25 protein-coding genes are annotated in these 23669 nt (G+C 37.9%); all 25 read left to right on the top strand.

What is annotated here, in order from left to right; genetic code table 11:
* The first annotated feature begins 111 nt into the window (after positions 1–111).
* The 25 genes from gatC to GPZ88_RS02615 all read left to right on the top strand — a co-directional run bounded on the left by gatC (position 112) and on the right by GPZ88_RS02615 (position 23638).
* Positions 112–414, top strand: a complete 303-nt coding sequence (gatC, locus tag GPZ88_RS02735) for an Asp-tRNA(Asn)/Glu-tRNA(Gln) amidotransferase subunit GatC (RefSeq protein ID WP_006532958.1) — start codon at positions 112–114, stop codon at positions 412–414.
* Complete coding sequence (gene gatA / locus GPZ88_RS02730; protein ID WP_166043314.1) at positions 414–1880, top strand: Asp-tRNA(Asn)/Glu-tRNA(Gln) amidotransferase subunit GatA; 1467 nt, start codon at positions 414–416, stop codon at positions 1878–1880. The genes gatC and gatA overlap by 1 nt, the downstream gene beginning before the upstream one ends.
* On the top strand, positions 1880–3322 hold the full coding sequence (gene gatB / locus GPZ88_RS02725; protein WP_157629346.1) for an Asp-tRNA(Asn)/Glu-tRNA(Gln) amidotransferase subunit GatB: 1443 nt from the start codon (positions 1880–1882) through the stop codon (positions 3320–3322). Before gatA ends, gatB begins: the two co-directional genes overlap by 1 nt.
* 249 nt (positions 3323–3571) lie before the next feature.
* Entirely contained in the window at positions 3572–4480 is a 909-nt protein-coding gene (locus GPZ88_RS02720; RefSeq protein ID WP_157629345.1) for a DMT family transporter, read from the top strand.
* 132 nt (positions 4481–4612) lie between these two features.
* The gene (locus tag GPZ88_RS02715; protein ID WP_166043313.1) at positions 4613–5029 is read left to right on the top strand and encodes a MarR family winged helix-turn-helix transcriptional regulator; all 417 of its coding nucleotides are present in this window, start codon (positions 4613–4615) and stop codon (positions 5027–5029) included.
* Between the two features lie 8 nt (positions 5030–5037).
* Entirely contained in the window at positions 5038–6432 is a 1395-nt protein-coding gene (locus GPZ88_RS02710; RefSeq protein WP_166043312.1) for a DHA2 family efflux MFS transporter permease subunit, read from the top strand.
* 136 nt (positions 6433–6568) lie between these two features.
* A complete protein-coding gene (locus GPZ88_RS02705; RefSeq protein ID WP_166043310.1) occupies positions 6569–7279 on the top strand; it encodes a hypothetical protein in 711 nt (236 codons plus the stop codon).
* Positions 7280–7420: 141 nt separating this feature from the next.
* Positions 7421–7948 (top strand): YqeG family HAD IIIA-type phosphatase, encoded by a 528-nt coding sequence (locus tag GPZ88_RS02700; protein WP_206282133.1) that lies wholly within the window; start codon positions 7421–7423, stop codon positions 7946–7948.
* Complete coding sequence (gene yqeH, locus GPZ88_RS02695) at positions 7948–9066, top strand: ribosome biogenesis GTPase YqeH (protein WP_166043308.1); 1119 nt, start codon at positions 7948–7950, stop codon at positions 9064–9066. The genes GPZ88_RS02700 and yqeH overlap by 1 nt, the downstream gene beginning before the upstream one ends.
* Positions 9067–9175: 109 nt before the next feature.
* On the top strand, positions 9176–9490 hold the full coding sequence (yhbY, locus tag GPZ88_RS02690; RefSeq protein ID WP_004233114.1) for a ribosome assembly RNA-binding protein YhbY: 315 nt from the start codon (positions 9176–9178) through the stop codon (positions 9488–9490).
* Positions 9491–9561: 71 nt separating this feature from the next.
* Positions 9562–10200 (top strand): nicotinate-nucleotide adenylyltransferase, encoded by a 639-nt coding sequence (locus tag GPZ88_RS02685; protein WP_141348314.1) that lies wholly within the window; start codon positions 9562–9564, stop codon positions 10198–10200.
* Positions 10190–10783: a bis(5'-nucleosyl)-tetraphosphatase (symmetrical) YqeK gene (gene yqeK, locus GPZ88_RS02680; protein ID WP_166043306.1), complete on the top strand. Its 594-nt coding sequence runs from the start codon at positions 10190–10192 to the stop codon at positions 10781–10783. Before GPZ88_RS02685 ends, yqeK begins: the two co-directional genes overlap by 11 nt.
* A gap of 29 nt (positions 10784–10812) precedes the next feature.
* The gene (rsfS, locus tag GPZ88_RS02675) at positions 10813–11166 is read left to right on the top strand and encodes a ribosome silencing factor (RefSeq protein ID WP_013852201.1); all 354 of its coding nucleotides are present in this window, start codon (positions 10813–10815) and stop codon (positions 11164–11166) included.
* Between the two features lie 85 nt (positions 11167–11251).
* A complete protein-coding gene (locus tag GPZ88_RS02670) occupies positions 11252–11989 on the top strand; it encodes a class I SAM-dependent DNA methyltransferase (RefSeq protein WP_004233106.1) in 738 nt (245 codons plus the stop codon).
* Between the two features lie 71 nt (positions 11990–12060).
* Positions 12061–13989: a hypothetical protein gene (locus GPZ88_RS02665; RefSeq protein WP_166043304.1), complete on the top strand. Its 1929-nt coding sequence runs from the start codon at positions 12061–12063 to the stop codon at positions 13987–13989.
* Between the two features lie 80 nt (positions 13990–14069).
* Complete coding sequence (locus GPZ88_RS02660; protein WP_166043302.1) at positions 14070–15164, top strand: nucleotidyltransferase; 1095 nt, start codon at positions 14070–14072, stop codon at positions 15162–15164.
* Between the two features lie 85 nt (positions 15165–15249).
* Complete coding sequence (locus GPZ88_RS02655) at positions 15250–15972, top strand: MerR family transcriptional regulator (RefSeq protein ID WP_166043300.1); 723 nt, start codon at positions 15250–15252, stop codon at positions 15970–15972.
* A 263-nt stretch (positions 15973–16235) separates the two neighbouring features.
* Positions 16236–16952: a YebC/PmpR family DNA-binding transcriptional regulator gene (locus tag GPZ88_RS02650; protein WP_024343611.1), complete on the top strand. Its 717-nt coding sequence runs from the start codon at positions 16236–16238 to the stop codon at positions 16950–16952.
* A gap of 175 nt (positions 16953–17127) precedes the next feature.
* Positions 17128–17814, top strand: a complete 687-nt coding sequence (locus GPZ88_RS02645; protein WP_074965043.1) for a gamma-glutamyl-gamma-aminobutyrate hydrolase family protein — start codon at positions 17128–17130, stop codon at positions 17812–17814.
* A 25-nt stretch (positions 17815–17839) separates the two neighbouring features.
* Positions 17840–18637, top strand: a complete 798-nt coding sequence (locus tag GPZ88_RS02640; RefSeq protein ID WP_166043298.1) for a transporter substrate-binding domain-containing protein — start codon at positions 17840–17842, stop codon at positions 18635–18637.
* A complete protein-coding gene (locus GPZ88_RS02635) occupies positions 18634–19779 on the top strand; it encodes an amidohydrolase (RefSeq protein WP_166043296.1) in 1146 nt (381 codons plus the stop codon). The genes GPZ88_RS02640 and GPZ88_RS02635 overlap by 4 nt, the downstream gene beginning before the upstream one ends.
* 105 nt (positions 19780–19884) lie before the next feature.
* Positions 19885–20724, top strand: a complete 840-nt coding sequence (locus GPZ88_RS02630) for an amino acid ABC transporter substrate-binding protein (protein ID WP_166043294.1) — start codon at positions 19885–19887, stop codon at positions 20722–20724.
* 107 nt (positions 20725–20831) lie between these two features.
* Positions 20832–21710, top strand: coding sequence for a MetQ/NlpA family ABC transporter substrate-binding protein (locus tag GPZ88_RS02625; RefSeq protein ID WP_074564328.1), 879 nt, complete (start codon positions 20832–20834; stop codon positions 21708–21710).
* A 170-nt stretch (positions 21711–21880) separates the two neighbouring features.
* Positions 21881–22945: a methionine ABC transporter ATP-binding protein gene (locus GPZ88_RS02620; RefSeq protein WP_039696367.1), complete on the top strand. Its 1065-nt coding sequence runs from the start codon at positions 21881–21883 to the stop codon at positions 22943–22945.
* Positions 22946–23638, top strand: a complete 693-nt coding sequence (locus tag GPZ88_RS02615; RefSeq protein WP_074560827.1) for a methionine ABC transporter permease — start codon at positions 22946–22948, stop codon at positions 23636–23638.
* The last annotated feature ends 31 nt before the right edge of the window (positions 23639–23669 follow it).

The raw sequence follows: 23669 nt of genomic DNA, 5'->3' as shown, positions 1-23669 counted from the left end.
AGAGCTTTCTCCCTTTCTTTTACATGTTAAAGAAAAGTAAAATATGGTATAATTTTAGGGACTATGTTGTAAATTTGGTTTACGATTTAATTTAATCAAGGAGAGATAGAGATGAAAATTTCTGAAGAAGAAGTTCGTCATGTAGCAAATCTGTCAAAATTGTCATTTTCTGAAGAAGAAACAACAGAATTTGCGACAACTTTGTCTAAGATTGTAGATATGGTAGAACTCTTGAATGAAGTTGATACAGAGGGAGTCCCTGTAACAACGACAATGGCAGATCGTAAGACTGTTATGCGTGAAGACGTTGCAGTAGCTGGTGATGATCGTGATGAGCTCTTTAAAAACGTGCCTCAATCTGAAAATTACTATATTAAAGTGCCTGCTATCTTAGAAGACGGAGGAGATGCATAATGTCATTTAATACAAAATCAATTGATGAGTTGCACAATCTTCTTGTCAATAAAGAAATCTCAGCAGTTGAATTAACAAAAGCAACACTTGAAGATATTAAAGAACGTGAAGCAGCTGTTGATTCTTTCATCACTGTTTCTGAAGAAGCTGCGCTTGCACAAGCAAAAGCTATCGATGAAAAAGGAATCGATGCTGATAATGTGATGTCAGGTATTCCTTTGGCAGTTAAAGATAATATTTCAACTCGTGGTATTTTGACAACTGCAGCATCTAAAATGCTTTATAACTACGAACCAATTTTTGATGCGACAGCTGTTGAAAAACTTTACGGTAAAGATATGGTTGTTATCGGTAAAACAAACATGGACGAATTTGCCATGGGTGGTTCTACTGAAACATCATACTTCAAGAAAACTAAAAATGCTTGGGACCAAACTAAAGTTCCTGGTGGATCATCTGGTGGTTCTGCAACTGCAGTAGCTTCTGGTCAAGTTCGTTTGTCACTTGGTTCTGATACTGGTGGTTCTATTCGCCAACCTGCAGCCTTCAATGGTGTTGTTGGTTTGAAACCAACTTACGGACGTGTTTCACGTTTTGGTTTGATTGCCTTTGGTAGCTCACTTGACCAAATTGGTCCATTTGCTCAAACTGTTAAAGAAAATGCGCAATTGTTGAACGTTATTGCTGGACACGATGTTAAAGATGCGACATCATCTGACCGCAAAGTTCCTGACTTTACTGGTAAAATCGGTCAAGATATTAAAGGGATGAAGATTGCTCTTCCAAAAGAATATCTTGGTGAAGGTATTGACCCAGAAGTTAAAGAAACAATTCTTAATGCTGCAAAACATTTTGAAAAACTTGGTGCTACTGTTGAAGAAGTTAGCCTTCCACACAGTAAATATGGTGTAGCGGTTTACTATATCATTGCCTCATCAGAAGCTTCTTCAAACTTGCAACGTTTTGATGGTATCCGTTATGGTTATCGTACAGAAAACTACAGCAACCTTGAAGATATCTACGTTAACACACGTAGCGAAGGATTTGGTGATGAAGTTAAACGTCGTATCATGCTTGGTACATTTAGCTTGTCATCAGGTTACTACGATGCTTACTTCAAAAAAGCAGGTCAAGTTCGTACATTGATTATCCGTGATTTTGAAAAAATCTTTGCTGACTATGACCTTATCTTAGGTCCTACAGCTCCAAGCGTAGCATTTGGCTTAGATACACTTAACCACGACCCTGTTTCTATGTATTTGGCTGATATTTTGACAATTCCTGTAAACTTGGCTGGTCTTCCAGGTATTTCAATTCCTGCTGGATTTGCTCAAGGTCTTCCAGTTGGTATGCAATTGATTGGTCCAAAATACAGTGAAGAAACAATCTATCAAGCTGCAGCTGCATTTGAAGCAACAACTGATTATCACAAACAACAACCCGTTATTTTTGGAGGTGACAAATAATGAACTTTGAAACAGTCATCGGGCTTGAAGTCCACGTTGAGTTAAATACTAATTCAAAGATTTTTTCACCGACATCAACACATTTTGGTAACGACCAAAATACAAACACAAACGTTATCGACTGGTCATTCCCAGGTGTTCTTCCTGTTATGAACAAAGGTGTTATCGATGCTGGTATTAAAGCAGCGCTAGCCCTTAACATGGACATTCACCAAAACATGCACTTTGACCGCAAAAACTATTTCTATCCTGATAATCCAAAAGCTTACCAAATTTCACAATTTGATGAACCAATTGGATACAACGGTTGGATTGAAATTGAACTTGAAGATGGTTCAACTAAGAAAATTCGTATCGAACGTGCTCACTTGGAAGAAGATGCTGGTAAAAACACTCACGGTACTGATGGTTACTCATATGTTGACCTTAACCGTCAAGGTGTGCCACTTATCGAAATCGTATCTGAAGCTGATATGCGTTCGCCAGAAGAAGCTTATGCTTACCTAACTGCTCTTAAAGAAGTTATCCAATACACTGGTATTTCTGACGTTAAGATGGAAGAAGGTTCTATGCGTGTGGATGCCAACATTTCTCTTCGCCCTTATGGTCAAGAAGAATTTGGTACAAAAGCTGAGTTGAAAAACTTGAACTCATTTAACAATGTGCGTAAAGGACTTATCTACGAACAAAAACGTCAAGCGCAAGTACTTCGCTCAGGTGGTCAAATTCAACAAGAAACTCGTCGTTACGATGAATCAACTGGTGAAACAATTTTGATGCGTGTCAAAGAAGGTGCATCAGATTACCGTTACTTCCCAGAACCAGATCTACCACTTTACGAAGTGTCTGACGAATGGATTGAAGAAATGCGTCAAACTCTTCCAGAGTTTCCAAAAGAACGTCGTGCTAAATACATTAATGAATTTGGCTTGACAGCTTACGATGCTGCTCAATTGACAGCAACAAAAGAAACATCTGACTTCTTTGAAAGTGCCGTTGCTCTTGGTGGAGATGCTAAACACGTTTCTAACTGGTTGCAAGGTGAAGTTGCTCAATTCCTTAACAGCGAAAACAAAACACTTTCTGAAATCTTGTTAACACCAGAAAACCTTGTTGAAATGCTTGCTATCATTGCTGATGGTACCATTTCATCAAAAATTGCCAAGAAAGTATTTGTTCACTTGGCTAAAAATGGTGGTTCAGCGCGTGAATACGTTGAAGAAGCTGGTTTGGTTCAAATTTCTGACCCTGCTGTGCTTATCCCAATCATCCACCAAGTCTTTGAAGATAATGAAGCTGCTGTTGCTGACTTCAAGTCTGGTAAACGTAACGCTGACAAAGCCTTTACTGGATTCTTGATGAAAGCTACAAAAGGTAAAGCTAACCCACAAGTTGCCCTTAAATTGTTGGCACAAGAGTTGGCAAAATTGAAAGAAGACTAAGTAGAATAAGTCATTAAAAATCATCCTTCGGGGTGATTTTTTTTATTCCATATAGCATGGCTTGACAATCTAGTCGGAGAAGTATTAAAGCTATTTTTAATTTATTTTATTCCCTTTTTTAATCTCCAAAAATAATAGAATTTTTAGAAAGATTACTTTACAAAAAGTGTCATAAATGATGTGTTTTCTAGCTGCTAAATGTGTTATACTTGGAGCTGAATTTTATTTGGTAAGGTAGATGGAGTTAAGATGAATAAGATGTTTAAGGGAACTATTATGGTTCTTATTGCAGGGATATTCTGGGGGATTTCTGGGGTTTCAGGGCAATATTTGATGACCCATGGAATGAATGTCGATTTATTGTCTTGCGTGCGTTTAATTACTGCTGGTGTGATAATGACGACTATTGCAGCACTCAATCAGCGTGAGACGTTTTTGAAGGCTGTGACGTCACTAAAAGCACTTGGTGGTATTGCCCTATTTTCTTTGATTGGGCTTGTGATGAATCAGTATGCTTATCTAAGAGCAATTGAAAGCACAAATGCAGGGACAGCAACGGTTATACAGTATATGGCGCCAATTCTTGTTTTGGCCTATGTCTCTTTGAGAAAGAAACAACTGCCAAGAGGAAGTGAAATATTGGCGATTATCTTAGCGGTTTTAGGAACTTTTATCATTGCAACGCATGGGCGCCTTGATGGGCTAGCTATCACACCATGTGGCTTTGCTTGGGGATTGTTTTCAGCGGTAACTTATTCGTTTTATATTATTTTACCGGCGAAATTAATTCGTGAGTATGGTAGCTTCACAGTGATTGGTCTTGGCATGATTATGGGTGGAATTCTTTTCCCAATCTTGGTAAAACCATGGCAATACACTTTAGTACTAAATCCAGGAAATTTGCTAGGATTGTTTGGCATCATCATTGTTGGAACGGTTTTTGCTTATAGTCTATTTTTAAAGGGAACAGCTATCGTTGGTGCGGTTAAAGGAAGTTTGCTTGCCTGTGTTGAACCAATTTCTTCAGTTTTCTTTTCTTTGACTATTATGCACGAAGTCTTTTATCCGATGGATTTTCTAGGAATGATTTTTATTGTCGGAGCGGTTCTATTAATTTCTTTACGAGATTTGGTTGTAGTGAAGAAACAATTACATTAAAAAGTGTGAACAGCTAGTTTTTCTAGCTGTTTTTTTGTTAAATTCCTTGACATTACTGCCAAATGTTTCTATAATACATATCGCTAGCTCACTAACTGTTAGATAACTAACAAAAAACAAAGGAGGATTGCGATGGAAAAAAATATTGGGCGCATGGTTAAAATAGCCGGTAATCAGTTAAGTCGTGAATTTGATCAATTTGCTAAACCTTTTGATTTAACAGGAACTCAGATGTCAATTATTGATTTTTTGAGTCATGATTGGAAAGAAGAGTATTTCCAACAGGATATTGAAAAAGAATTTAATATTCAACGTTCTACAACAACAGTTTTGCTTCAACGAATGGAGAAAAAAGGGTTGATTTATCGCCAATCTTCTAAAAAAGATGCTAGGAAAAAGTCGGTACATTTAACTGAAAAAGCATTGGCTTTAGTTGATGCTTGTCAAGATTATTTTGTGAGTAAAAATGCTGAGCTAGAAAATCAATTTACAGAAGAAGAAATCGCTATTTTTGAAAAGATATTGCGTTATTACATCAAAGAAAAATAAGGGGAAATATGTCGGAAGAAAAAATTTCAGCAAAAGTTATTAGGGCTATTGTCGGTGCAGGGATGTTGTCATTTTGCGGTGTCGTAGTTGAGACTGCCATGAATATTACCTTTCCGACTTTGATGAAAGAATTTAATATTAACACATCAACGGTTCAATGGATGACAACGATTTATCTTTTGGTTGTTGCGTCAGTTGTGCCTTTGTCAGCTTACTTAAAACGTTCATTTAAGACAAAATCTGTCTTTTTAGCAGCTAACTTGTTGTTTATTTTGGGTGTTCTAATCGATGCTATTGCGCCAAGTTTTGCTTTGCTTTTGGTCGGGCGTGTCATTCAAGGGATTGGAGTCGGAATTGCGCTTCCTTTGATGTTTAATATTATTTTGGACCAAGTTCCAATGAGTAAAATCGGTACGATGATGGGTGTTGGAACTTTGATTACCGCTGTTGCACCAGCGGTTGGACCAACATTTGGTGGATTTGTTTCATCACATTTTGGATGGCGTTTTATCTTTGTCTTATTGATTCCAGTCTTACTAATTTCTTTGGTATTAGGTGTTACATCGATTGAACAAAAGAATGAAGTGAAGTATGAAAATCTAGATGTTATCAGTGTGATTGCTATTTTAGCTCTGTTTGTTGGTCTAATTTTAGGTATTAATAATTTGGCTGAATACAGCTTTTTTAGTTTGCCTGTTTTAGGAGGATTGGTAGTTGGAATTGCTGGTCTTCTTGTCTTGGTAAAACGTTCTTCACATCTAGAACAGCCAATTGTTAACTTATCTATTCTTAAAAATGGTAAATTTGCTGGACATGTCATTGCTTTCTTCCTGTTTCAAATTGTCAATCTAGGAATGTCTTTTATTATCCCGAATTACATTCAGCTAGTAAATCATTCAAGTTCAACTGTCGCAGGTCTTTTAGTCTTTCCAGGAGCAATTATCGGTGCCTGCTTTGCACCATTTAGCGGCAGAATTTTAGACCGTTTAGGTGCTAAAAAGCCAATTATTTTTGGAGTTAGTCTGCTTGCCTTTGCTCTTTGTCTCTTTAGCATTTTGGCTTTGCATTTACCGAATACTTGGTTGACTGTTATCTATATTCTATCAATGACAGGTACCGGAATTGCCTTTGGTAATATTATGACAAATGGTCAAAAACAAGTAACTTCAGACAAACGAGCAGATGCCAATGCTATCTTTAATACTTTGCAACAATTTGCTGGCGCAGTTGGAACGACCGTTGCATCCTTGGTTGTTGCGCTCAGTCAATCAAACACAAGTATCAGCTATTCAGAAGCAACGGCTAGAGGGTCACGAAATGCCTTTATCATTTTGCTTGTCTTAGCTGTTATTGAATTGATTATCTTATTTAGAGTTGTTGATGGTAAACAAAAAGAAGCTTAGATATTATCAAATATGAGGTTGAGCGGGTTCGTCTCACCTCTTTTTTTGACAGATTTTAAGAAAGTATCTATAAGTCATTGACAAGCTTAATTGCGATATTTATAATGAAATTTGTTAAAAATGGAGGAAAATAATTTTGAAAAGTATCGGAAAAGCTTTAGGAAAAGAAATTGCTAGAATTATAGTTATCCTTGCTGTCATTGCAGCTGTTGTCTTTTATTTGAAAGACAACAATTGGTTAAAAAAAATCTTTGAAGGTGATACAGAGGCTAAATACGAATATGTTGTCAAACGTTTCTCAAAGAAAAATGAATTACTTGTTGCAGATGCAGAAGTAGATAAGACTGCGACGCAGACATTTAATTCAAATGCGACTAAAGACTGGCCAGACTGGACAAAAGCAATTGCTAATGTGATTGTCAGCCGTAAATTGGAAATGAAAATTCCTGTAAAAACAGAATTTAAGCTAGAATTGGCAGATATCTCTAAAAACGATATTGACATCAAAAATAATGTTTTGACGTTCAAAAATCCTTTAACTGTAAAAGTTGATTCACAAAAAGAGGGTGACCTTGAAATTTTGTCTTCTTCATCTGGAATTGTTGATAAAGCAGTTGATGTTGTTACTTCGAATAAAAAAGCAATGGAATTTTTGGATAAGAAAAGCCAAACTGCTATCTATAAAACAAGTAATGACGTTATGAAGCAAGAAAAATATCAGAAAAAGGTAGCCAAATACATTAGTCAGGATTTGGAACAATTACTTAATCTCAAATCTAACGATAAAATTAGTGTTAAAGTCAATGTTTCAGATTTGAAATTTGAAAATATTGATCCGAAAGAATAAGACAATCTATGAAGCTGGGGTAGAAAGGATTATCCCAGCTTTTTAGTGAAAAAATCCTAATTATAGAAGTGTTTTTCAATTCGCCATATTGGTCTAAATATGTTAAAATAAATAGTAAAATATATTTTTTTGGAGAGTAATTTGAGTATAGACGATTATAGGCCGACCTTCGTGGTTGAGGCAGTTTATGATTTAAAAGCAGATGATTTGTTGCGACATGGAATTCATGCCGTTTTAGTAGATTTGGATAATACTTTGATTGCATGGAATAACCCAGATGGCACACCAGAAGTTCGTGCATGGTTGGATGAAATGACTATGGCGGATATTTCGGTGGTTGTCGTATCAAATAACAGCCATTCACGTGTGGATCGTGCCGTGTCACGATTTGGTGTAGACTTTGTCAGTCGCGCCATGAAACCTTTCACACGAGGAATTAATATGGCAATCAAGCGTTATGGATTTGACCGTGATGAAGTTATCATGGTTGGTGATCAATTGATGACAGATATTCGTGCGGCTCACCGTGCTGATATTCAGTCTGTTTTGGTAAAACCTTTGGTTAAATCTGATGCTTGGAATACTAGAATTAATCGCTGGCGTGAACGCCGTGTTTGGGCCAAACTTGAAGAAAAATACGGAAAAATTCAATATCAAAAAGGAATTTAATGGAAGAATTATTATGTATTGGCTGTGGTGCCAAAATTCAAACTGAAGATAAAGAACAAGCAGGATACACACCAAAAGCAGCACTTGAAAAAGGGCTTGAAACTGGTGAATTGTATTGTCAAAGATGTTTTAGATTACGTCACTACAATGAAATCACTGACGTGCACATTACTGATGACGAATTCTTGAAACTTCTTCACGAAGTTGGTGATAGTGATGCCCTTGTGGTTAATGTTGTGGATATCTTTGATTTTAACGGTTCAGTTATCCCAGGATTGTCACGTTTTGTCTCTGGTAACGACGTTCTACTTGTCGGAAATAAAAAAGACATTTTACCCAAATCAGTCAAAACTGGTAAAGTCACCCAATGGTTGACTGAGCGTGCCCACGAAGAAGGTCTTCGTCCAGTCGATGTTATCTTGACTAGTGCGCAAAATCATCAAGCCATTAAAGATTTGATTGAAAAAATTGAAAAATTGCGCAAAGGTCGTGATGTCTACGTCGTTGGTGTTACAAACGTTGGTAAATCAACTCTTATCAATGCAATCATCAAAGAAATTACAGGTGAAAAAGACATTATCACAACATCACGTTTCCCTGGAACAACGCTTGATAAGATTGAAATTCCTTTGGATGATGGTTCTTACATTTTTGACACACCAGGTATTATTCACCGCCATCAAATGGCGCACTACCTTGGCGACAAAAATCTAAAATACATCAGTCCGAAAAAAGAAATCAAGCCAAAAACTTACCAACTTAATCCTGAGCAAACATTGTTCTTAGCTGGATTGGGACGATTTGATTTCATTTTAGGTGACAAACAAGGTTTCACAGCTTATTTTGATAATAATTTGAAACTTCACCGTACAAAATTAGCTGGTGCAGATGCATTTTACGACAAACACGTTGGAAGTCTTTTGACACCACCAACTGACAAAGAATTAGCTGAATTTCCAAAACTTGTCCGCCATGAATTTACCATTAAAGATAAAATGGACGTGGTTTATTCAGGACTTGGTTGGATTCGCATTAAAGCATCACAAGCAAACCCAGTGAAGATTGCTGCGTGGGCACCAGAAGGTGTGGCAGTAGTGCTTCGTAAAGCTTTGATTTAAAAAATAAAAAGAAAGGAAGTCTGGCTCAAGCTCTCTTTGAGTTGGACGAGGGCTAGTAGCAGATGATTCTTTAGCGACATCTGATTTTGATGCCCTTAGAGTTATAGATATGTTAACATCAAAACAACGTGCTTTTTTGAAATCACAAGCACACTCAATGAAACCAATTGTACAAATTGGGAAAAACGGTCTTAACGACCAAATTAAAACAAGCGTCCGCAACGCATTGGATGCGCGTGAATTAATCAAAGTCACTCTTCTTCAAAATACTGATGAAGACATCCATGAAGTGGCTGAAATCTTAGAAGATGAGATTGGTTGCGATACTGTCCTTAAAATCGGACGTATCATCATTCTTTACAAAGAATCATCTAAAAAACAAAACCGCAAAATCTCACCAAAAGTTAAAGATTTGAACAAATAAAAGTCTGTTTTTGCAGGCAATGTAGTTAGTTGAGTTTGGCACTTATTGTGCAAAGCTCGGAGGTAGTCGAATTGGCATTAGAATTATTGACTCCATTTACCAAAGTGGAATTGGAGAAAAAAGCAAAAGATAAAAATCGTAAACAAATCGGGATTTTAGGTGGTAATTTCAATCCTGTTCACAATGCTCACTTAGTTGTTGCTGATCAGGTTCGCCAACAATTGTGTTTGGATAAAGTTCTTCTCATGCCTGAGTATGAACCTCCACACCTTGATAAAAAAGCCACGATTGATGAGAAACATCGCTTGAAGATGCTAGAACTAGCTATCGAGGGTGTTGATGGTCTTGGTATCGAGACGATTGAGCTAGAGCGAAAAGGTGTAAGTTACACTTACGATACCATGAAACTCTTGATTGAAAAGAACCCTGACGTTGATTATTATTTCATTATCGGTGCTGACATGGTGGATTATCTGCCAAAATGGTACAAGGTTGATGAACTTATCAAGATGGTCCAATTTGTCGGCGTTCAACGTCCAAAATACAAAGCAGGAACATCTTATCCTGTCATTTGGGTCGATGTGCCTATGATGGACATTTCATCAAGTTTGATTCGTCATCACTTTGAAACTGGATGTCGACCAAACTTTTTGACACCACCAGCTGTTATCGACTACATTGAGAAAGAAGGTCTTTATCGTGGCCTATGAGACATATACAGCGGGAATCGAACGAGCTGAGCTTTTAGATAAAGTTGCTGCAGTCATGAGCGAGAAACGCTTCAAGCATGTGCTTGGCGTGGAAAAATCAGCAATTGAGTTAGCTGAACGCTATGGCTATGACACTGAAAAAGCTGGACTTGCTGGCTTGATTCACGATTATGCCAAAGAACTTTCAGACCAAGAGTTTCTGGATTTGATTGACAAGTATAACCTTGACCCTGAGCTCAAAAAATGGGGTAATAATGTCTGGCATGGCATGGTCGGCATTTATAAGATTCAAGAAGATTTGGGCGTGACGGACAAGGAAATCTTGCGTAGTGTTGAGACTCATACCGTTGGTTCTGGTGAGATGTCGTTGCTTGATAAGATTATCTATGTCGCTGATTACATCGAGCCAGGTCGCCGTTTTCCCTTGGTGGAAGAAGCGCGCGTGATTGCCAAAGAATCGTTAGACAAGGCAGTTGCCTACGAGACTGTCCATACCGTTGAACACCTCGCTCACCAAGCCTTCCCAATCTTCCCACAAACCATTGAGACTTATAATGCGTATGTGAAATATTTGAAAGACTAGATATTTATAGAATTGAAAGAGGATTTATATTGACTAAAGAAGAACTTTTAGCTGTTGTTGTGAAAGCAGCTGATGAAAAACGTGCAGAAGACATGGTTGTCTTAGACCTTTATGGATTGACTAGTGTAACTGATTACTTTGTAGTGGTTAGCGCTATGAACACTCGTCAATTGGACGCTATTGCAGAAAATATCCGTGAAAAAGTTAAAGAAGCTGGTGGCGATGCTAGCCATGCTGAAGGTGACAGCCGTACTGGTTGGGTACTTCTTGACCTTAACGATGTTGTTGTTCACATCTTCTCAGAAGACGAACGTGAACACTACAACATTGAAAAACTTTGGCATGAAGCACCAATGGTTGACGTGTCAGAATACCTTGCTTAATTTTGCAGCATTATTCTTATAATCTGGGGCACTTGTCTCAGATTATTTCATTCTAAGAATGATAGAAGTTTGATAGGACAAAACAATGAACAAAAATTACGAAAAATTTGCAGCAGTTTATGATGCTATCATGGATGACAGCCTTTATGACAAGTGGACTGACTTTTCGCTCCGCCATTTTCCAAAAGACAAGAAAAAACTCTTGGAATTAGCCTGCGGAACTGGGATTCAGTCAGTACGTTTTGCTAAAGCTGGTTTTGACGTGACTGGGCTAGATTTGAGTGAAGACATGCTTGAAATCGCGAGAAAACGCGCAGAAGCAGCAGGTGAAGCTATCGAATTCAAACAAGGTAACATGCTTGATTTGTCGCAAGCTGGTAAATACGATTTGGTGACATGCTATTCAGATTCTATCTGCTACATGGCTGATGAAGTTGAAGTCGGTGACGTTTTCAAACAAGTCTACGATAGCTTAAATGACGGCGGTGTCTTTATCTTTGACGTGCACTCAACTTATAAAACTGATACTGTCTTTCCTGGCTACTCTTACCACGAAAATGCGGAAGAGTTTGCCATGGTATGGGACACGTACGCTGATGACGCACCGCACTCAGTTGTCCACGAATTGACTTTCTTCTTGCAAGACGAAGACGGACGCTTCACACGCTACGACGAAGTCCACGAAGAACGCACTTACGAAGTCTTGACTTACGACATCCTCTTGGAACAAGCAGGCTTCAAATCATTCAAACTCTACGCTGATTTCGAAGACAAAAAACCACGCAAAAAATCAGAACGCTGGTTCTTTGTGTGCCAGAAGTAGGCAGTAGCCCTAAGTTAGATTGTAAATTTTAGAAAAATATAAAGTTATAGTTTTTTTAAGGAGTATAGAAGATGTTTTGGATAGTAGTTATATTTATCATGATTCTTTTAATACGTTTTCGGAATGAATTAAGTTTAAAACAACAATTTAAAAATTGGGTGTCTGAATATAGTGATTTACATGACTATGATGAAGATAAGATAAGAAACATATTGAATGATATTGGTTCATCTTCGTTTTACTATTCTGGAGATAAAATACCATATGGAAGAGCTAAGTGGTTTATTATTGGAGACAAAAATTTTGAAAGAATAACGAATTCAATAGATGAATTGGAATATTTTGGCTTTACTCCAATTAGGAGTAAAGAAGAAGGGGAGTTTTTGGAATATGGAATGTTGTTAACGAAGGATGGGATTTATCACAGAATACAATTAAAAAATAGAGATAAATCAAGGGGGTACAAAAGAAAATATATTCGAAAATCAGATTTTTTTAAATTTGACGGATTATGGAAAGTTTCCAAAGAACAAGACGAAATTTTATTGTACTATCCAACCAAAGTTAAACAATTTAAATTTCCTATTGAAGAAGAAATCGATAATTTTGTCGTTCAATTAAGACGTTTAATTAGTACAGGTTATACAGCTGACTTGTATAATAATTTTATTGAACAAGAAGTAGAAGAATATATTACTAATCAAGATAGTATTAATATAACTGATAGAGGTACTCGTATTGGAAGTATTGTGGGACTAAATCGGACATTCGGTAATCACCTTAAAGATATTCAATTTAATGCAACTGCGAGTGCTAACCAAGCTCATGGTTATGCTGCAGAGCATGCTAATGATATGGTTGATAAGGTATTACATCCATTTAGGGAGGTTCATCAAGTCGGCCAGGACAATGCTAAAAATGGTGCTGACCGTAGAGTTGGGAGTCAATTTATCCAAACGAAATATTGTTCAAATGCTAGAAATACTATCAATGCTGCATTCGATAAACAGGCTGATGGAGGCATGTATCGATACCCCAATATGCAATTAGAGGTTCCTAGAGATCAATATAATGATGCTATTAAATTGATGAAGAACAAGATTAGAGATGGTAAAGTTTCAGGTCATACCGATCCGAATGATGCATACAAAATTGTTAAAAAAGGTCATGTGACTTATAATGAAGCTAAACTGATTGCTAAGGGGGGGAATTTAACCTCTATAAAGTATGATGTTCTGGATGGTGCTATTCAATCTTTACCTGTTGCTGGAATTAGTTTTGTCATTGTTTTTGCACAAGCTAAGTGGGCGGGTAATTCTATTGAAAAGTCAGCTAAATTAGCTTTTAAGAGCAGTGTGAAAACTATGTTTACTGGGACCATGATTTATGCAGGGTCACAGCAAATAGGTAAAGTTGTTACAGCAAAAATAGTAAATATGACTGGTAAACAGATTGCTGCTGAAACCGTCGCACGTGGCGCAGCAGGTGTAATTTCTGTTGGTATTGTTATGGGACCAGATGTTTTTTATGCTCTGACAGGGAGGATTTCAAAGCAGCAATTATTGAAGAATTCTGCAGTTGCTGGTAGTGGGGTACTTGGTGCTGCAGCATTAGGAACAGTGGTCCCTGGTTTAGGTGTAGCTGTAGTAGGCGCTACAGGAGCAACAATTGGGGCAAAAAAGATTCTTGATCATTTTATCGAAGATGATAGGGTAGAAATGTTTGCTATACTTAAAGAAGAATTTATGGATGTAGTTATGTCTATTCCACTTTCTGAGGAGGAATTTTCTCAGGTTCAAGAGGCAATTTTTGATAAAGATTTAGGCAAGAAACTCCGAGAAATGTTTAAAAACAAACAATCAATGATTAATCGAAAATACACGAGAGAAGTTCTGGTAGAAGAACAAGTCTTAAATGTTATTGCCAATCGTCCAAAAATAGATGAAAATTCAGTATTAGAAGCAGTCAACTATATTGAAAATGGTTTTGCTATTCAATAAAGAAAACAAATCTAAGTAGGAGAAAAGACGATAAAATCTAGGAATCTGATTAAAAATTTTTATTATATGTGAGGTACTTCATGACTATCACTGGTATCGTTGCTGAATTTAATCCTTTTCATAATGGGCATCGTTATTTGTTGTCGCAGGCTGAAGGGGTCAAGATTGTTGCCATGTCTGGGAATTTTGTCCAACGTGGTGAGCCTGCGGTTGTGGACAAATGGACGCGCGCGGAAATGGCTCTGAAATGCGGTGCTGATTTGGTGGTTGAGCTGCCATTTTTGGTGGCTGTTCAGTCAGCGGACTACTTTGCACAGGGGGCGGTGGACATTTTAGAGCGTCTTGGTGTGGATAACTTGGCATTTGGGACAGAAGAAAATCTGGATTATCAACACTTTTCACAGATTTATGCGGATAATCAACAGAAAATGGTGGATTACTTGCAAAATTTACCAGATAATTTGTCTTATCCACAGAAAACGCAGAAAATGTGGGAGACATTTGCTGGTGTCAACTTCACAGGTAACACGCCAAATCATATTTTAGGGCTTTCTTATGCCAAAGCTTGCGCAGGAAAATCAATCAAGCTTAGCCCAATCATGCGTCAGGGAGCAGGTTATCACTCACTAGACACCGATGTGGCTTTTGCTTCCGCGACAAATCTGCGTATCCACAGGCAAGACAAGGATTTTGTGGATAAATTCATGCCGCAAGCTGACCTTTTTCTAGGCGCCCCTCAAGTGACTTGGGAGAATTATTTCCAATTGCTCAAGTACCAAATCGTGACCAACCCTGATTTGACAGGGATTTTCCAGGTAAATGAAGAGTTAGCCAGCCGTATCCGCTCTGCTATTCGGAGCGTAGCGACTGTGGACGAATTGGTGGATAAAGTCGCCACAAAACGCTACACGAAGGCTCGAATCCGTCGCATTTTGACTTACATTTTGGTCGGAGCTGTGGAAAAACCATTGCCAGAAGCGGTACATGTGCTTGGATTTACCGAAAAAGGGCAAAAACACCTTAAAACGGTGAAAAAGTCTGTGGATATCGTCGCTCGAATCGGTGCAAAACCGTGGGATGCGGTGACGCAACAAGCTGACCAAGTCTATCAGCTTGGAAATCCACAACTTCAAGAACAAACTTGGGGAAAAGTTCCAGTGAGAATTGATAAGTAAACGTTTGCAAACAAAAAACTTCATTTTTTCTCTTGACCCTAACGTAACGTTATAGCCTATACTTATCATCGAGAGGAGCTAGTACATGAAAACAGTAAAAGAGATGAGTCAGATATCAGGCATTAGCGTGCGAACGTTGCATTATTATGATCAGATTGGTCTTTTAACTCCCTCTTTTATTGGGGAAAATGGCTATCGCTTTTATGATATGGACGCATTTGAACGCTTGCAAGAAATTCTTCTGTTTCGTGAGCTAGAATTTCCTCTTAAAAAAATAAAGGAAATCCTGTCGGACCCAAGCTATGACAAAGAAGAAGCTTTATGCGAGCAGATAAAATGGCTCGAATTGAAAAAAGAGCATTTGGAAAAAGTTATTTGTCAAGCCAAGTCCTTGCAGGAAAATGGAGGAAACATGATGACATTTACGGCTTACGACAAGTCAGAGTTGGAAGCTTTTCAAAGAGAAGCTAAAGAACGTTGGGGAACAACGGAAGCTTATCAAGCATTTGAAAAAAATCCACAGACTGATTTTTCGGTCATTACGGAAGAAATGGCAGCGATAATGAAAGCCTTTGCGAAGCTAAAAGAGCATTCTCTTTCTGATAGCAAGGTTCAAAAACAAGTTGAAACTTTACAAAGCTATATTAGTGAGCATTTTTACCCATGTGATATGGAGATTTTGTCAGGTCTGGGGCAAATGTATATTGCGGATAATCGTTTCACAGCTTTTATCGATAAAACGGCAGGTCAAGGGACAGCTAGTTTTGTCAGCTCTGCCATTGCAGAATATGTTAGAAATAATGGATAATTTATCAGTAGCCCAAGCTTTTTAAAAGCTTGGCTTTTCATTTTCTAAAAAATGGATTTAATTAGAGAAGAATGAAAGTAGCATTATAACAGCAATAATGTAATAAAACACCATCCCCATTTTACACAGCCTTGTCAAAGTGCTATAATAAAAAGGATTACGAATTTAGCTTTTGCTAGTTCAGTAGTTTGATATTTGGCTATTTTGTAGTCAATCATTAATTATGCTAAAACAAATAATAATCTTTACAAAGGAGAATACCCATGGGACGTAAGTGGGCCAATATTGTTGCCAAAAAAACTGCCAAAGATGGTGCTAACTCAAAAGTTTACGCTAAATTTGGTGTTGAAATCTATGTTGCTGCTAAAAAAGGTGAACCAGATCCAGAATCAAACTCAGCTTTGAAATTTGTACTTGAACGTGCAAAACAAGCGCAAGTACCAAAACACGTTATCGACCGCGCTATCGATAAAGCAAAAGGTAATACAGACGAAACTTTCGTTGAAGGTCGTTACGAAGGATTTGGACCAAACGGTTCAATGATTATCGTTGATACTTTGACAAGTAACGTTAACCGTACTGCTGCTAACTTGCGTACTGCATTTGGTAAAAACGGTGGTAACATGGGAGCATCTGGTTCAGTTTCTTACATGTTCGACAAAAAAGGTGTTATTGTCTTTGACGGTGACGATGCAGACAGCATTTTTGAACAATTGCTAGAAGCTGACGTTGATGTTGAAGACGTTGAAGCAGAAGACGGTGTTGTTACTGTCTACACAGCTCCAACTGACCTTCACAAAGGTATCGAAGCTTTGCGTGCTAACGGTATTGAAGAATTCAAAGTTACTGAACTTGAAATGATTCCTCAATCAGAAGTGACACTTGAAGGTGAAGACCTTGAAACATTTGAAAAACTTGTTGACGCTCTTGAAGATGACGAAGACGTTCAAAAAGTTTACCACAACGTATCTGATTTCTAATCTGATAGTATAAAAAAGAGGACATTCAGTCGAAAGACTGGGTGTCTTTTTTGGTTATAGCTAAAGCCTATCTCCATGATAAAAAATAACTATTTGTAATCTTTGGGGATTTGGTTTACAATATTTCTAACTTAGAAAGTGGCTTCTAATAATTGATAGAAAGTGGGGTGCTTGTATGGAGAAAGTTGTTGTTGGCATTTCGGGAAATATCAAAGAACTTCCAGCACGGTCTGGTTTGCCATATGATATGGTGTCAAGACGTTTATCTGACGGGGTCAAGGAAGCTGGGGGACTTCCGATTGTCATTCCTGTTGCTAGTCCAGACTTGGCTAAAGATTACATCGACATGATTGATAAACTAATCCTATCAGGTGGTCAAAACGTAACTCCTGAGTTTTATGGTGAAAGAAAATCAATTGACAGTGATGATTATAGCTTGGAACGTGATAAATTTGAACTGGCTTTGATTAAAGAAGCTTTGAAGCAAAAGAAACCAATTTTCGCAGTTTGCCGCGGTATGCAATTGCTTAATGTTGCTTTGGGTGGAACCTTGAACCAAAAGGTTGAACACCACTGGCAAAAAGAGTTTTCAGGGACATCACAAGAAGTGGAGATTCTACCAAATAGCCGTGTTAGTAAGTTAGTTGCTAATGGTGCTTGGGTTAATTCTTTCCACCAACAAAGTGTGAAAGAGTTGGCACCAAGTTTGGTTGCAACAGCACGTGACCCACGTGACGGCACAATTGAAGCTTATGAAAGTAAGGATGGAGCACCCATTTTAGGCTTCCAATGGCATCCAGAATTACTGTTAGAAAAAGCAGAAAGCCGGAAGATTTTTGACTATTTAGTACAGCAACTGTAGTTTTAGTGGAGTTTGAGGTACGAAAATGAAAAAAAGTTTATTAGGATTAACTATTTTATTAAGTGCAGGACTGACAGTTCATGTTGAGGCAGCTGATCAGAAAGCTGTCGTTGCCACAGCAGGGGATATCAAACCTTTTTCTTATCAAAATACTAAAGGTCAACTGACTGGCTATGATATTCAAGTAATCAAATCAGCTAGTAAGTATATTGATGGCTATGATATTAGTTTTAAAAAGACTGCTTGGGATTCCATTTTTGTCGGGCTCGATAGTGAAATTTACCAAGTGGCTGCCAATAATCTGTCTTACACGAAAGAACGTGCAAGCAAATATCTTTATTCTGTACCAATTGCCAAAAATCCGCTGGTGCTAGTCACTAAGGATGGTTCTGACATTAAGTCACTTGATGATATTGCTGGTAAGGTCACCCAAGATGATACGGGAACATCAACAGCAAAATTTGTCGATGATTGGAATAAGAAACACAGTGATTCGCCATCAACAATTGATTATTCAGGTGAGGACGTTACAAAACGCTTATTAGACTTGGATAGCGGAGAATTTGATTATTTAATCTTTGATAAAATTTCCGTTGAGACGATTATCAAGCAAAAGAAACTCGACTTGACTGTTACTGATTTAAAAACAGATGACAATCCAAATAATTATATTATTTTCTCAAGTGACAGTGAGAAGTTACAAGGAGAATTTAACAAGGCGGTTAAAAAACTTTATGATAATGGCACTTTAGAAAAATTGAGCCAGAAATATCTAGGTGGTAGTTATTTACCAGAAAAGTCGGCAGTAGAGGCAAATAAATGACAAAAGATTTTTACACAAAATTAGCAGAGATTCGTCATCATATTCATGCGCATCCTGAGGTTTCGGAGAATGAATTTGAGACGACAGCCTTTTTGAAAGAATACATTTCAAATTTAGGGATTCGTATTCTTGAAACAGATTTACCAACGGGTTTTATTGCCGAAATTGGGCATGGTAAGCCCGTTATTGCTTTGCGTGCAGATATTGATGCTCTACCAATCAAGGAGCGAAATACCTTTGATTATGCCAGCCAGAACGGCGCTATGCACGCCTGTGGGCATGATTTTCACCAGACTAGTCTTTTAGGCGCTGCTGAGATTTTAAAAGCAAAAGAAGAGCAGCTAAAAGGAACTGTGCGCTTGATTTTTCAGCCAGCTGAAGAAGTGTCAGTAGGTGCGTATCAAGTGATTGAAAATGGCGGTCTTAAGGATGTTTCAGCTATTATCGGCTACCATAATTATCCTCATTTGAAACCTGGAGAAATCGGACTTCGCTCAAAAGCTATCATGGCAGCCGTCGATAAGTTCAAAGTCACTGTTAGTGGGGTGAGCGGGCATGCTGCGCGTCCAGATTTTGGGACAGATACGGTCTTAGCCATTACAACTATTGTCAATAATCTTCAGGCGATTGTCAGCCGTACGGTATCGCCTTTTGAGCCTGCAGTCTTGTCAGTGACACACATTGATGTGGGCAGCGCGTGGAATGTCATGCCAGAATCAGGTTATTTTGAAGGGACAATGCGCTCATTTTCTGCGGAGACACGTCAGCATTTGCGTGAGTCATTTACTAAAATTATCGAAAATACAGCTGACCAATTTGCGGCTCAAGTATCGATTGAATGGGGCAAAACGCCGACATTAACTTTTAATGATGAAGAGTTAACCCCCTTAATTGCTAAAAATTCTGAGCGATTTGCCAAGGTTTTAGAAGTTGAACCTCTGACCATTGGTGAGGACTTTGCGGCTTATCAAGAGAAGATTCCAGGTGTTTTCGCTTTGATTGGAAGTAATGGCGATGAAAATGCGGCAGGGCTTCACCAAGATACTTTTACGGTCAAAGACGAAGCACTCAAAACAGCCGTGCAGTATTTTGTTGAGAATGCTCTTTATTTGCTAGATTATTTTGCAAAGGGAAAAGACTAGCTGGGTGATAAGATTTCTTTATCGCGGTGATAGAATTTAAGTATTTGTTAAGAAGTCGCTTGGATGTTAAGATGTAAGCAACTCTTAAAGAAGGTAGGAAACGATATGACGATTATGAAAAAAATGCTAGGAATAACAGGACTAGCTCTCGTCTCAGCAACGCTTCTTGCAGCTTGCTCATCAAAGTCATCATCAGATGCATCATCTGATAAGAAAGAGCTGACTTTTGCGACAGTTGGAACGACAGCACCTTTCTCTTACGAAGAATCAGGTAAACTAACTGGTTATGATATCGAGGTGGCAAAAGCTGTCTTCAAAGATTCTGATAAGTACAAAGTGACTTTCAAGAAGACAGAGTGGTCATCTATTTTCACAGGACTTGATTCTGGGAAATATCAGCTTGGCGGCAACAATATCAGTTATACCAAAGAACGTTCAGCAAAATACCTTTATTCTTATCCAATCGGGTCAACACCATCAGTTTTGGTAGTGCCAAAAGACTCAGATATTGCTTCATACGATGATATTGCTGGACATTCTACGCAGGTTGTCCAAGGAACAACAACAGCAGCACAGCTTGAAAAATTTAACACTGAAAATAGCAGCAAACCTGTTGACCTCAACTACACTAACGAAAACATTACTCAAGTTTTGACAAATCTGAATGATGGTAAGTTTGATTTCAAGATTTTTGATGCTCCTACGGTAAATACCATTATTAAAAATCAAAAATTGAATAATTTGAAAACTATCGAGTTGAAATCTGATGAACAACCATTCATTTATTTCATTCTTGGGCAAGATCAAAAAGATTTGCAAAGCTTTGTTAATAAACGTTTGAAGACCTTGCAAAAGGATGGGACTTTGTCAGACTTGTCACAGAAATATCTTGGCGGAGATTATGTCCCAAACGCGAAAGAGTTGACGGTTCCATCAGAAAAATAATTTAGTTATAGTTTAAAACTATAGCTAAACCTTGATTTTAACAATTTGAAACCTATAACCAAATAGGATAGAATTAAATCACGAGTTAAAGGAGAGAGGAAATAGATATGAAATTAAAAAAATTACTTGGATTGGCTAGCGTAGCTCTTGCCTCAACACTTTTATTGGCAGCATGTGGTGGTTCAAAATCAGCTTCAAATGATTCAAAACTTAAAGTTGGTATCATGACTTTGGATGATGCAACTGAACCACTTTGGGATAAAGTCAAAGAATTGGCTAAAGACAAAGGCGTGGAAATCGAATTGGTTGAGTTCACTGATTACAACCAACCAAACGAAGCTCTTCAAAATGGTGAAGTTGACGTCAATGCCTTCCAACACAAATATTTTTTGAACAACTGGAACTCTGAAAACAAAGGAACTTTGGTAGAAGCCGCTGACACACTTCTTAGCCCAATCCGTATCTTCTCAGGTACAGAAAATGGCAAAGCTAAATACACTGATGTCAAAGACATTCCTAACAAAGCAACTATCTCAGTTCCAAATGATGCTTCAAACGAAAGCCGTGCTCTTTACCTTCTTCAATCAGCAGGTTTGATTAAATTGGACGTTAATGGTGATGAATTAGCAACAATCAAAAACATTTCATCAAATCCTAAAGATTTAGATATCAAAGAAGTTGATGCTGCACAAACGGCTTCAACATTGTCATCAGTCGATGCCGCTATCGTTAACAACTCTTACGCTCAAGCAGCAAAAGTTGATTACAAAACAACACTTTACAAAGAAGCAGTTGACAAAAACTCAGATCAATGGGTCAACGTTATTGCAGCTCAAAAAGATTGGAAGAAATCTGACAAAGCTAAAGCTATCAAGACTTTGATTTCAGTTTACCAAACTGACGAAGTTGGTAAAGTCATCCAAGATGCTTCAAATAACGTTGATATCCCAGCATGGAAGGGTGCAAAAGTTTCTTCTAAAGACTAAAGGATTTTATTGAAGATTTAGAGCTGGCGTGTGTGAAACACGCCATTCTCTATTTTTAAAAACAACAGAATATGGTAGAATATGATGTTGGAAAGTTTTGAAAATTGTTTTAAAATGATAGAATTGATAAAACAATAAGTGAGTAAATCTTGAGGAGTTGAGTAAGAGTTATGACAAAACCGATTATTAATTTAGAGCATATCGATATTACTTTTCGCCAGAAAAAACGTGTGATTGAAGCGGTAAAAGATGTTTCAATTGCGATTAATAAAGGCGATATTTATGGAATTGTTGGGTATTCTGGTGCCGGAAAATCAACTTTGGTACGTACGATTAATTTGTTACAAGCCCCAACAGCAGGAAAAATCACAATTGGTGATGATGTGACATTTGCGGATGGAAAAGTTCAATTAAAAGGAGCTGCCCTTCGTCAAAAACGTCAAAAAATTGGGATGATTTTCCAACACTTTAATTTGATGGCACAAAAAACAGCGCGCCAAAATGTAGCATTTGCTCTTCGTCATTCAAAATTAAGCAAAGAAGAAAAAGATCAAAAAGTTGCTGAATTGTTGGAATTGGTAGGTCTAGCCGATCGAGCTGAAAACTATCCATCACAATTATCAGGTGGTCAAAAACAACGTGTGGCGATTGCGCGTGCGCTTGCTAATGACCCAGAAATTTTGATTTCTGATGAATCAACATCAGCTCTTGACCCAAAAACAACCAAACAAATTTTGGCGCTATTGCAAGAATTGAACCAAAAACTTGGTTTGACAGTGGTTATGATTACTCACGAAATGCAAATTGTGAAAGACATCTGCCACCGTGTCGCTGTCATGCAAAATGGTCGCTTGATTGAAGAAGGATCAGTTCTAGACATCTTCTCAAATCCTAAAGAACCATTAACACAAGAATTTATTAAAACAGCAACTGGTATTGAAGATGCCTTGGTTAAAATTGAAAAACAAGCTATTGTACAAAATCTGCCAAAAGATGATTTGCTTGTTCAATTGAAGTATGCTGGAACATCAACTGATGAACCAATTCTTAACCAAATCTACAAACAATTCGAAGTTACAGCTAATATTCTTTACGGAAATATTGAAATTCTTGATGATACACCAGTTGGTGAGATGATTGTTGTCTTGTCTGGTGAAGCCTTTGCACTGGCGGGTGCGCAAGAAGCTATTGTTGCTGCTGGAATCGAATTAACAGTATTGAAACGAGGTGCCTAAATGATTGAATGGATTTCTACAAATATGCCTGATGTTTACCGCATTGGCTGGGAAGGGACAAATTCTTGGTCAGATGCCTTTTCAGCGACTATTTACATGACAGGTTGGTCTTTTGTCATTGGTGGTCTTTTAGGACTTGTTATGGGCTTGTTTTTGGTTCTAACAGGACCAAATGGCGTTTTGAGCAATCGTTTTGGTTTTAAAGTTTTGGATATTTTCACGTCAATTGTGCGTGCCATTCCATTTATTATCTTGCTTGCGATTTTAAAAGGTTTCACTTACGCTCTTGTTGGAACTAACCTTGGTAAAACAGCGGCTTTGATTCCTTTGTCTGCGGCAACCTTTGCCTTTTATGCTCGCCAAGTTCAAGTAGTCTTTTCTGAAATGGACAAGGGAGTTATCGAAGCGGCACAAGCTTCAGGTGCGACACTTTGGGATATTATCAAGATTTACCTTAGCGAAGGTTTGCCAGAATTGATTCGTGTGTCAACTGTGACTCTTATCTCACTCATCGGTGAAACAGCAATGGCTGGTGCCATCGGTGCTGGTGGTCTTGGTTATATTGCTATTTACTACGGATACAACCGTTCAGCAACGGATGTCACAATTATCGCGACACTATGTATTTTGGTTCTTGTCTTTATCATCCAATTTGTCGGTGATTTCTTAACTAAAAAACTTAGTCATAAATAAATCTAAAAAAGAGGCTCACATTTGTGAGTCT

The organism is Streptococcus ruminicola (assembly GCF_011387195.1).
Taxonomy (GTDB): Bacteria; Bacillota; Bacilli; order Lactobacillales; family Streptococcaceae; genus Streptococcus; species Streptococcus ruminicola.
This window is presented reverse-complemented; position numbering and strand designations above follow the sequence as displayed.